Source organism: Amphritea sp. (assembly GCF_050300915.1).
Taxonomy (GTDB): domain Bacteria; phylum Pseudomonadota; class Gammaproteobacteria; order Pseudomonadales; family Balneatricaceae; genus Amphritea.
Genome location: NZ_JBNKYN010000008.1, coordinates 48,780 through 61,540, shown reverse-complemented (window position 1 = coordinate 61,540; position 12,761 = coordinate 48,780). Strand labels below are relative to the sequence as shown.

Genomic DNA, 12,761 nt, shown 5'->3' with positions numbered 1-12,761 from the left:
ACGTTTTGTCAAAACTGAGAATGAATAGAAAGTGAACTACAGTATATGGATTGATGGTCAGGTGGACTTAATAGATAGTGGGTACCCGTTCATGTTAGTCTTAGTCTTAGGGTCTATCTGATAGCAGACTTTGCTTAGCATAGGGACAGAATTATTAGGCGAGCTTAGAATGATAGATATTTATTTCATCTTAGTGCACAGAGAAGGTTATTCAAATAAGAGCGAGAATATAGTACTTAATATTACATAATATTAAGTGGTATTCTGATATTTTTTTGTTTTTAGTGGCTTCTAAGAAAATTTTAATTGGTTTTGTAATTGCTATTATGTGTTTGAATTTAAGGAGGATATCTTGAGGAAATGTGTTTTACATATAGGGATGCATAAAACAGGTAGTACTTCGATTCAATGTTTTCTGGATAAGTATAGAAGCTGTTTGGGTGACGGGGTTGTATATGCGGACTTAGGATTTTTAAATCACTCGATGGTATTTCAATTCGGATTTATGAAAGATCCAGGGTCTCTTGCTTTAATAGCTAATATGAAACTTTCTGGCGAAGAGATGGATAAAAAAAGATTCATATTTAGAAATAAAATTGAAGAGTCGTTAGAGTCAGACTTTAAAGTAATTTTTTTTTCAGGTGAAGGTATTTGTCATCTTTCAGAAGATGAATTGATTAACCTTAAGTCTAAACTTCTTGAGTATGTTGATGAGATTGTTGTTTTTGCGTATGTCAGGCCCGTTGTTGCATATATGAGCAGTGCCTATCAGCAGCGATTGAAGCTCAAGTGCATTGATATTTCATCGAGTCTGGCGCCTAACTATAAAAATAGATTCTCTAAATTTGAAACTGTTTTTGGTGAGGTTACATATAAGATATTTGAAGCTAAATCATTGTTGGGTGGAGATGTAGTCAAGGACTTTTGTAACAATTTTGGTTTACCCTATTATCCTATAGAATCGGCTAATAGTTCTTTGAGTTTATTGTCGATTAAGTTTTTATATCATATTCAAAATAATGTGTCTTTGACGAGCAATGTTACTCCAAAACCTGGAATTTTTACTCGATCTTTAAAAGTAATAGGAAAGGAAAAGTTTTATTTACCCAGTTATCTGGTTGAAGAGGTATTGGAGAAAAAGTCCTCTGATATAGCCTGGATGAATGAAAGATTGGGTTTGGATAACAGAATTTCTGAGATCCCTTATAATGTTGTAGATGAGATGGAAAGCTTTGATATCATTTCTTTAGCGGATAAAGAAGAGATTTTAGGTCTGGAGTCAGATATTATTTTTGCTAATCATGTTTTTGAACTTACGGGCAAAAGAATAAGCGAATTGGTTGAGGAATGTTTTATTATTAAAAAATAAATGAGTAACGATCTCGTATATTAGATTATAAGATTGAGCGCTAGGGAATCTCATGGTTCTTATTATTGCCTGCTATCTCTAGCGTGTCCGTTTAAATAATTTGGTCATAAAAAAAGGGGAGCCTCTATAGGCTCCCCTTTGGCAAACAGCGATCCTGCCGTGGATTCTGCTTGCTGGGGGGTAGTTTCTAGTTAGTGGTTACGTTGACGATAACCTTCCCAGGACGGGAGATTAAGCCAAACTCATCTCTTACTCTGTATTTGAATACATCAGTCCCTACAAAGTTAAGAGCAGGGGTGAAAGTGACCACGCCCGTTGCAGGATTGACAACGGCCGTTCCTCCTTGAGTAGGTTCCAACGTAATAACAAGAGTGGACGGGTTGATAATACCAGTGTTATCAGTGTCGTTGGCCAGTACATCGATCTCAATAGCGGTGTTCAAAGTCGTTGAAACACGATCTTTTACCGTTATGGGAGCTTCATTCACTGGATTTGTACTGGTGTCAACATTAATGGTTATTGTTCCCTGAGTAACGCCACCATAATTATCGTTAACCGTGTAAGAAACGGTATCGATCCCTGAAGTGATTGCTGGAGGAGTATAGATAAAACTTCCATCGGCTGTGATATCCAGGGTTCCTCCTAACGTGGTGGCTTTAGATTCAGCCTGAATAGAAATCGAATTCATATCAGGGTCAGAGTCATTAGCCAATACACCCGGTGCCGCAACCGCTAGCGACACATTCAACCTGAGATCCAGGTTATACACGTCATTAACGGCTACTGGTGCAGAGTTCACGTAAGGCAATCCACTACTCCAGCTCATAGCAGTAATATCAGCGTATCCTGGGAGACCTGCGTCTACCGTCATGTCCAGACGTTTTTTCAGTTGGCCTGTGGTGTTGTTTAGCCCAAAGCTACCGCTGTATGAGAGAATATCTTCATCCGTTGTGCTAGGAATCCCCACAAAAGGGTTGATATTACCAACAATGCTGAAGAGTAGCTGGTTGGCATCGGGATGTGTTAAAGCATCTATATCCGCTGCAGCTGCATTGAAGTCACTACTAAGATCACTACCATCGAACATCTGCTCCCAGGTTCGGGTGGCCTGGCTGAAACGAATGACATCTTCATCATATGCATTTTGAGTAAGCCCGGTAACGTAAGCTCCACCTACAGTTGAAATTAGCAGATCACCATTAACATCAACGCTGAGTGCATCGATATCCTCTGCATCTGTATCCAGACCAAGCTCTACAGCGGTATAAGCAATACTGAACTCATTACCTACATTTGAAGGATTAAAGAGTATCAAGTCTGAGTCATCAACAGAGCCGAGGTTAGGTACTATTGTTGGTTCGCTGAAAGATAACATCATCCGGCCATCGGCAAACACATGTAAGGCATCAATATTTGCCATGGTTACACCATCTGATGCTTCGACAAGATTGTAGGCAGAGCCATCAAGAACAAGTGTCCATACCCCAGTTGCAGGGTCGAAACTCGCCACATCTCGGTTTTCGATACTCAAGCCGCCAACCAGGGTTGTACCGTTTCTGGTTGTAAGGTTTGCAAACATGGAAAAGTAGTAGAGCGGATCCGTGCTCGCGGCGGCTCCCGAAACGGCAAACTGGTTTACCAGACCTCCACCCACACCACCGGCAATGGTGGTATTCAGGCGACGATCAAACAGGGACAGTTTTGTAGTACCTTCCCCTAGGGTTATCAGGGCATCCTTTGACTGTCCAGGCGCCAGATTCACAGAATACTGACGTCGAGGATAGGGGTAGGGATAGCCTGATTCAGCAACCAGATCCATCGTGTCGCCCAGCAGGACTGGGGCGTGGGTGTCAAGATCCATGTTGATCATCCGCAGCAGCGTTGTACTGCCGGCCGGACCGATATCTTCTGGTAAGCTACCGACATTGTATGTTGCTCCGTTAACCAGAAAATACTTCGGCTTATAGTCGATAGTACTGGTCATTAAACACTCATAATTGCCGGTAGCTGGGTTTAGGGCAGGGTTGGCACAATTAGCACCATACTCGCCATTGTTGACTGCGTCGTGTAAGACTGGATCTATGGCACTGTAGATCAGAACTTTATCCTGATCATAGGCTACGCCTGGATAGGCCGTATTGGCGGCCTCATTCTGGACCATTGCCCCATAGAGGCCCATTTGTACCTGAACCTGGACATGGGTCCCGGACTGGTAAGGGTAGGTACCGGGTTTAATGTTGTTCCAGGTATACACGCCAGTAGTTCCCGGGGCCGTTTCAGCGACAAAAGAACGAATTCTGTCCCGTCCCTGTGGATCGGTGAAGGTCACAGGCGTTCCGCCAACTGAGGGCAGTCCCTGACCCGGAACCATCACCGATGTGGCATCATTGGGCAGGGTATTACGCAGATTAATGGTCAACGACGTATCACCCACTGGCACATCAAGCTGAGGTCCCGGAACCGTTGCGTTACAGGTGGTTCCGGTGCCGCCGTCAATTCCATATCCCCACATACGCACGGCGAGTGGTACCGATGGAATGTTTGTTTGTGTTTCGCCTACGCACAGGTCGTAGGTTGCCGCTTGTATCGATCCAGATGTCAGCATCAGGGATCCGATTAGCAAAGCGGAGTGTCTCAGGATATTCATAATAAGACTCCTTTTTCCTTAATTCTCTGATGCCAATCCTATGGGATTGGTACGCCAGGTGGTTCAACAATCAGCATGGTCATCATGCCGCCGGGGAAGATATCATTGTTGACCAGTTCCTTTTCTGTGTGGGAGTGCCACATAAAGAACAGGCCGCCATTGAGGTTGAGACCTCCTTCACCGGGAGGCAGGGATTCCATCGAACCCAGGTATGGGCTACCGCTGTAGAAACCACCAAAGGTCAGGTCAAGGTTTTCAGGTAGATCAACGGGAATCGGAACGTTGTGGTAGCGACAGTCCTCAAAGCTAACGGGGTCAGTACTGTCTGATGGCCCTGGAAGATTGTTACAGAGTGCTCCACTACCGCTGGTATGACCGTAGATATCCCAGCCCATGTTTCTGCCAGTCCACTCGAAGATCGCATCATAGGTAGCGCCAGGCAGAACCTGCTGGGTATAGTCACCAAATGCAAGGTCAGCACCGATGGTGGCTGCATTAGCCGGGTCGCTGGTCAGTACCTGACCATCGCGGGCAATCTGCAGGAAATGGTTACCATGGGTATGCAGAGGGTGCATATCATGGCCAGCACCAATAATCCGCAACAGGACTTTCTCTCCTGGATGCATCCGTGTCAGAGAGCCGTAAGGCTGATGAGGCATCCAGGCAACATTGTTATCGAACATGGTGTCAGGACCATTGCGGCCATTCATAAACCACAGTACTGCATGGAAGTTACTGGTATCAGGTTGCAGACCCAGGTCCACCGCCTGATGAATAGACGTATCCATCTCGGTCAGGAAATAGAGATACTCATGGTCATAGGCCGAGTCAGCATTATTGTAAGCCTGGCTGTTGGGATTGTTAGCCGGGCGAACGATAAGAGCACCACTCAACCCCATCTCAACCTGCAGATCCGGGTTGGAACCGCTGTGGTATAGGTAGGTTCCGGGTTTGCTTGCAGTGAAACTATAAGAAACCGTTTCGCCTATGCTGGCCTCCTCTGTGAGTACAACACGGTCGGTACTGCCATCGATATGGAGGTCGTTAGACACGACAGCGGTAACATTTGCCATACCTGGAAATACTATTGACACCGGCTCGCCGATATCGGTATTGGTCAGGTTGATGGTGACCGCATCACCTTCATGCACGATGATAGTAGGCCCCGGATATTGCACCTCAGTTGATGGGTTATCCCGATCACCATAGGCCCAGATCAGCAAGTTATCACCGTCAGGGGTGCTGATGGCCGCTGCTGCGGCTTCGAGGTTAAAGGTTTTTTGGTGGCCATCGGTGGTAGTACCCTCGATGCCGATGATCTCCGCCTGCACTGTCAGGCTGGTGGCTGTAAGCACCAGCGCGCTGGTCAGTGCGGCAAAGCTGCGTAATAGTTTCATGATAATTCTCCTTGCCTGCTCAGACTCAGTTGACAATGATTTCAGTCATCATCCCGCCAAAATCTTCATCACCGTTACTCAGGTAGTTGAGATTACCCGTGTAGAGGTAATACTTACCTGCAGAGACATCAGCTGTATCCAGCAGCACATCAATTGCCTCACCGCCACCGAGAGTGACAGAGTTGGTTTTATAATAAAGTTTGTTCCCTGCGGGGCTGATGTGTTGCTTGGCGCCCATACCGACCACCTGCATGGGGATACCCAGAGTGTTCAGCGAGTAAAAGCGGGTGACGTTCAGGTTGGAAAGTCTTAATAGAATCTTCTCGCCCTGATTGGCCTCGATATGGGTAGATACCTTCTGAGTTTGCCGACCGGGTTTAAACGGGATGCCTGGATCTAGGTAGCTATCAACAGATGGCAGGGCTCCCTGGACAACAGTGTCCGGATAACCCCGACCATTCAGCATCGGGTAGTTATCCGCCATATTGGCGAAGGGCAGGGGCTGAACTCCTTCACTGGCATCATGGAAGCGTGAGTCAAAAGAGCCGATCTGAATCGGTACTTCGACATCGTAGCCAGTAGAGCCATCCCCATCGTTGTAAACAAACTTTGAGTGGCTGCGAATGCCATCGGGATCGGGCAGTACCTGGCCATCCTGTTTCGGATGGACATAGAGATTTCCCAGCATCCCCATCTGCATATGTTCAGTTGCCTCTACGTGACAATGGTACATATAGGTACCGGGGTCCTGAATATTGTAGTAATAGGTCAGGCTGGCGCCCATATTGATAGCTATTCCGGTATCCGGCAAACCGTCAAACACCGATGACGCATTGGGAAAACCGTGAAAGTGCACGGTGTGCGGGTCAAACAGGTCGGGTCGCATCACCATCCCTACGTTAGACAGTGTCAGGTAGAAAGGCTGGCCCTCTTTCAGCTCGATGCTGGGGGCGGGAAACTCTGCGCCAAGAACCCCTTCAGTCATGACCTGTCCGTCGGGTATACCAGTCATATTGCCAAAACCAAACATGTACATAGGGCGATCATCGGCCATTTTCAGGTAGCCATCACCGCCGGACAGGTGCATACATTTAACGGTAGAATCTTCTCCCGCGTCGATATTGTCGCCGTCACCATTCAGGTCGCCGGGGCATTGTGTATAGACGGTTGCGCTGGCGAGGCCGGCGCAGCTGATCATCGCACCGGCAATAACAGCTCTGACCATCAGGCTTATTGCTTTCTTGTTCATGGTTTCGCTCCTTTAACTTTTGAGCTGATACCTGTCAGGGGCGGCCAGCAGGCTGGCCGCACTGACTGTTATCGTTGCAGTGGGATGTTTCGCAGCGCACGGTTACCAATGCGAACGCTTATTTTGGTTATACCGGTTGGATCTATTCCCTGATCGTTTGCATAGATCCAGCGGCCGTTTGCCTTCGTGATTTTAAAATCAGCCATTGGTGTACCGGAAAGCGTACCATTGGGATAGATGCGAACCCGGGTTCCTATTGGGAATGTGCTCCAGCCATTGACCCGCCACAACTGATCACCGTTTGACTGTGTGCGAGCAAGAGCACGCATGACAGAGATGTCCTTAATTAGGGTGACCGTCGCTTCATTTGTCAGAGGGCTTGCAGAGTCTTTGTATTTGAAACTGAATGTACCGACTGATTCAGGGCCTGTCGGAGTGAACAGGCTGAACATATTTTCTGCAGGGTAGTTCCAGCGGAGAACCGTACCAGCAGTTTCGCTACCGATAACAGGTACTGCAGCTCTCCAGTCGAGTGCATTTATATCGTTACTCAGCAGGCTGTTTATCGCCAGTGAATACGCTTGCAGATCAGCAGTTGTCGAGCCTGCAACGTTCACAAAACGGGTGTCGTCAACGGCTACAGGAATAACTCCAGCCTGGATTTCCTCTGCACCCATTTCAGGGCCTGTATTGTAGAACCTGGGCGTGCCATAGAAGTCAGCACCGCTAAGGTTTGTATTGCCTGCCAGTACATCTGCCAGACCACTGTCAATGGCCCTGTTGGTGGGGTCATTCGCCAGGCGATAGTTACCACGTAGCTCAGGGTCTAATGATAGAGGACCAAAGCGAACATCAATGAAGTTTCCTCCTTCATCCAGTGCAGCAGCTATATTAAGGCTGGTTGTCTGTTCCTGTTGCATCAGGGTTTGCCCTGGCTGTCCATTTGCCAGGGGATTGGCAAAGATCATATGTACATCCTGATCCCTGGCCAGTAGGTTACCATCAACAGCATATACATTATTATCGGGCGTTTGAGTTAGCAGAGAGCTTTGCGGATGCAGGCTCAGAGTTGCGTCATCAACAACCGCAATATCACTGTATACTGGGATATCTCCGTTACCGATATCTGGAACCAGACCAAAGGTCTGAGGCGCATTGGCGCCATTGATAAACCAGTAGAAACTACGGTTACGCAGGATAATATTGTTGATCAGTTCAGGATCAGAATATGTCTGACCTGATGCCGCCGCAAGTTCAACAGTGTGGCGATGTGATGCAACACCTACACCCGGTTGTGGGCTGGACTCCCGGTTGACACCCAGAGCAGGGTTCATCACCAATGCGGTAGTTGCAGTGCTATCGTTATAAGCAATCGTGTTATGCACTATGCTGACAGCGCTGGCATCATGGATAGAGATACCACCACCATCACGTCCGGCGACGTTGTTAACAATAATGTTGTCGTACAGCTTGATGCTGTGCCACAGGCTGCTGGTGGCAGGATTTGCTTCAACGTCGGCGCCATTAATATAGCTCAGCTTGACACCACCGCCGCTACCGGCACCGGCCTGGTTGCCCATAATCATATTGCCTTCGACCAGTACGGAACCCGATCCAGGAGTCTGAGCAACACCACCAACAGCGTTGGCCAGGCCCTCTTTACCGGCGATATAGATACCACCACCGTGTACCTCAAGACCCTGATTAAAGGTCTGGTTGTAAGCGATAGTGTTGTTAGCGATTACACCATTGTTGCTCAGACCCAGATGGCCGATACCGGCACCTGAGCCCATGCTGAAGTTACCGCAGAGCATGTTGCTGGTGACCTGATAGTTATCGCTGCCGGTATAGAGTGCTACACCGCCACCGACACCGCCGTTGCCGCCGTTCTGGTTGATCTGGTTGTTGTGGATATTGATATTGTTGTTTTCAGCATCAACATGAACCGATGCATTGTTAACCGTGGTAACCAGATCAGGGTAACCAACACGGATACCACCACCGAAGTTACCGGAGTTGGTGTAGACTTTGTTGTTACTGATTTCGAGGTTATCGATATAGCCAGCAACAAAGATACCGCCACCATCAATGGCACCGGTGATACCCAGACCATCGATACGTGACTGGCTACCTGCATATTCACCGATATTACCAACGACAAGAATTGTCGGACCCTCTTCAGTACCGAAGATAGGCACCTGGTCGACGATATTCAGTCCACCCAGTGTCTGGCCTGGGAGCAGGTCAAAGGCCAGATCAACAGCCAGTTGATAAACCTTATCACGCCAGTTCTGCAGTTTGAGTGCAGGTGCACGTACCGCATTGATTGTGGTAGAAGCTGCACCGAAACCCTGCAGACGAACCGGCTTGTGCATAATGACCAGCTCATGGTAATCGCCAGGAGAGACCAGAATCAGGTCGCCTGGATTCGCAGCATCAATAGCATCCTGAATTGGAGTGCCGGACAGACTGTTGGTTGGATAGACGGTGGTAACGGATTCACCCGGTGCAAGAATATTCAGCGTAACGGAGTTAACAGACTTTTCTCCGGTAGCGCTGGTGATTTCCAACTGACCAGTTGATGCGCCTGCAGGCACATCGAAGGTGATTGTTTCGTTGCTCCAGATGGCATTGGTAATGGGCGTTCCACCCAGGGTTAAGGTGCCAGATGTGCCGAAGCCATAATCACGGGCAACTGTTTTCGTTGTGTTAGCGGTTCCATCAAACTCTGGGTTTGGTACCTGAGCGATGCCCTGAGAGGTAATCGTGACGGTATCGCCGACATTAACAGCCGGACCCGTTGATGCATTACTGCTGGTTACCGTTAAGATACCGGGAGTCTGCGTTGGCAGTGCACAATCCAGAGCAAACTGGTTTGGACCTGCGAAAGCTGCTACAGGAACAACCGGGGTATCCAGATAGGTGGTTGAGCCAGGCATATACTGGAAGGTATAACAGAACTGGCTGTATTGTGGGTCATGGAATGGATCTGCTTCCAGTTTGCCGGTCGCCGGATTAAAGATCGGGCTGGCATCGTTCATACATGCTGTCAGCATGTTAGGTGATACGCCAGTAGGCATCGGCAGGTTAACCGAATAGGTGGAAGGTAGCAGTGCGTTAAAGTGACCCCATTCATCGGAATAGGTACGCAGAATTTCACGGCCGGTCCAGTCTTTGAATGAGACTGGCAGCCATGGTGGCGCATATTTCTCACCAAAGTTCGGTGAGTTAGGGTCAAACTCGTTGGCAGTATCATCCAGAATACCACCGACAACATGCGCGGCGATTGGCACATCGGTGAACATAAAGAAGTCCGCTGCAGCGTTTTTACCGGTTGTCAGCAGTACTGATTTACGGTCACACAGAGGGCGGGTCTGGCCTGCAAATGGAGCTGCATCCGGAGTCGAACCGGTTACCAGAGGGGCACCATTAGCATCGGTCAGATAGCTCATATACGGTGGTACTGTGTGATTGTCACCAATACACTCAGGTGGTAGTTGAAGAGGAGCAGGTACATAGGTATCGCCGTAATCTACGTTACGATCTTCCTCTTTCACCAGCTCATATCCTGCGGGCAGAACCGCCTCAACGATATAGGCTCCCTTTTGCAGATCGCTGAAGGCATAACCACCATCGAATACACCGTTGGTAATCTGGTTGAAGTTACGCAGACCATCATAGCAGTCGGTAGTGAAATCACCGGTCGGAGCAAGCTCAGGATGCGCGGTAAAGCTATCCCCCTGGCAGGCTGTGGGATTGGAATCATCCCAGCTATCGGCATAGGTGACCTGAATTGCATCACCCAGATCGAAGCTACCGTTACCGTTACGGTCGGTGTCCTCTGGTCCGGGGAAGTTGCCTAATGGGTAGAGATCGATATCTGGTGGAGTATGCTGAGAAACGCCGTTAACACGTGGAGCATTACCACCGCCAGCAGTATCAATCAGACCATCATTTTCGGCATCTTTATAGAGGTTAACCTGCACCCTGGGGATACCCGGCTCCCACTCTTCACCCACGGCAAAACGGGGGTCATTTTCTGCCCGGGTAATGGCGTAGTAGATAATACCTGAGATGCCACCGTTTTCGCCGTCAGGGTAGTGTCTCTTACCAAATTCCAGGCGGTTGGTCTGGCCAAGGAAATCCTGCATCCCCAGGGTCAGAATCTGCCCCTGAAGGGTGGTTGACAGGTTGTTACCGGTATTCGGGTTAATGGCCGGGTCACCAGCGGTTGCTCCGATACAGGCGGTATCGCCCATATCAGCAGCGACATCAATACGTGCCTGAGTACAGAACTGAGGCTGTGGATTGAGTTTGTCGAAGGTGGGGTCATCCCAGCCCGCATCGGGACGGACTTCACCGCCGTTATCAACAACGTATGTCACCCCGGTTGCTTTCAGGGTGGCAAAGTCGACCTCGGCTACCAGCCAGTGGAAGAATGGGAACACCTCGTCAAACGGCGCTTCACCTTCGGTGTCGACAGGGAAAGACTGGTAGATGGTACCGTTACGGAAACGCAGATTAACCGCCGAGGCATCAGCCCCCAGATTTGTTTCGCCTGGATCACGGAAGCCGTTCTGGTTTTCATCGTTAAATATACCGGCGCTCAAACGGGCAAACCAGTTGAAAACCGGCAACTCCGCCAGGTCAACTTCTACATTTGGCGTGGCCGGAACAGTGACATTCTTCTGCGCGATAACAATATCCAGGTTGGTATCCCAGATCGCAATGGTATAGTCGCCCGCAGGTACATTACTGAATGTAAACTCGCTGTTGTCATTACAGGGCTGAACATCAATAGCGCTCAGATTAGGCGCCCGGTTCAGACCGACCCAGCAGCCTGGTACAGGATCACCGTTATAGAACGCCAGCTCGGGGGGGCGGGACATATGGTTGTTAACCACCTGGCCGGTAATGGTTGCGGTACCTGCGTTATCGGTTTTGTAGGCGGTATCTTCAACCTGCTTGGTGAAACCAAGGAAGGCGTGGAACCCGGGAGGACCGAACTCAACAAAGTAGGAGGGTTCATTCGCCGCAGGCCAGACATCAATCACCGCCGTACCTTCGATGGTGGAGGTTTGAATCCAGCCTTTGCCTGTAGGCGGCGTAACGATAACCCCATATTTTGCGGGTGGCAGGTTTTTAACAACGACGTAGCCATCCGCTCCCGGGTGGATGATGCCATCACCCAGTGACACAATAATGGGTGAGCCATCGACGTCAAGCACAGCATTTCCCTGAGCATCGTATTGATACTCTGTACCCAGGGGGTTGCCGAAAGCGTCCTGTGAAACAGGTCCACCGGTGGCACCGTAACGGCCACCAGCTTCTTCAACCAGCACCCGGAACTGAGTCGGATCAAAGTGACCACCGTCAGGCTCATTAATCCGTGAGGGGTTGATGCTGGTGGCAGGGTTCTCTTCTGGGAGATCCGGAGCGCCATTGATCGGGCTGAAATCTTCAAACACTAAAACAGAGAACTGCGCAGTGGGCAGTGGCAGAGGGTTTACAACCACCTGAACATCGGTGGCACCCTCGTTAATTTCTGCTCCACCAATAGTATAACCACTGTGCGGGGTTACGCTGAGGAAGTAGCGTTTTGCCGGGTCCAGATCGGGTGAGCTGACCGGTGATTGATTCCCCATTGCCGATTCACCTTTCGCGATGACCGGTGAATGGCTGCTATGGAAGCCTGTGGCCAGGACTTTTCCTGTTGCAACACCTGGCTTTATGTTCCAGGTGTTATCCTCCTCGATCAGCCAGCGGAAGCCATCCACAGGCAGAAAATTATCAGGATTAGCAGGATCAGGTGTTACCACATTAATGTTAACTGTCTGAGCCTGCACCGGTGAAACAGCGAGAAAACTGGCGAAAAGCAGAGAACAGCCTATCGCTGCCTTGTGTGCTCCATCACCGCATTGTCGCTTGAATTTTTTGAAACAAGACATGGCGTCGAACCCCCTCTTGTCGTTCTCTTTTTATGAATCATCGTAATGTCGGCTAGCAAAAAAATGTCCCGATACTGCGACGTGAATAAGGTTATCCTTGTCAGTTAACTACGCAAAAAGCGCACCAAATGCAGAAGTTATTTAAAAATCT

5 protein-coding genes are annotated in these 12,761 nt (G+C 49.0%); 1 reads left to right on the top strand and 4 read right to left on the bottom strand.

The genetic code is table 11. The features are described 5' to 3' along the window. Positions 1-436: 436 nt before the first annotated feature. A complete protein-coding gene (locus ACQY8X_RS03650) occupies positions 437-1,369 on the top strand; it encodes a hypothetical protein (RefSeq protein ID WP_428033784.1) in 933 nt (310 codons plus the stop codon). A 187-nt stretch (positions 1,370-1,556) separates the two neighbouring features. Here ACQY8X_RS03650 and ACQY8X_RS03645 read toward each other — a convergent pair whose 3' ends face one another. The 4 genes from ACQY8X_RS03645 to ACQY8X_RS03630 form a co-directional block, all read right to left on the bottom strand. Then, on the bottom strand, positions 1,557-4,016 hold the full coding sequence (locus ACQY8X_RS03645) for an Ig-like domain-containing protein (RefSeq protein WP_428033783.1): 2,460 nt from the start codon (positions 4,014-4,016) through the stop codon (positions 1,557-1,559). A gap of 38 nt (positions 4,017-4,054) precedes the next feature. Then, a complete protein-coding gene (locus ACQY8X_RS03640; protein ID WP_428033782.1) occupies positions 4,055-5,413 on the bottom strand; it encodes a multicopper oxidase domain-containing protein in 1,359 nt (452 codons plus the stop codon). A 25-nt stretch (positions 5,414-5,438) separates the two neighbouring features. Further along, the gene (locus ACQY8X_RS03635) at positions 5,439-6,662 is read right to left on the bottom strand and encodes a multicopper oxidase domain-containing protein (RefSeq protein WP_428033781.1); all 1,224 of its coding nucleotides are present in this window, start codon (positions 6,660-6,662) and stop codon (positions 5,439-5,441) included. Between the two features lie 68 nt (positions 6,663-6,730). Next, positions 6,731-12,610, bottom strand: coding sequence for a hypothetical protein (locus ACQY8X_RS03630; RefSeq protein WP_428033780.1), 5,880 nt, complete (start codon positions 12,608-12,610; stop codon positions 6,731-6,733). Positions 12,611-12,761 lie beyond the last annotated feature (151 nt).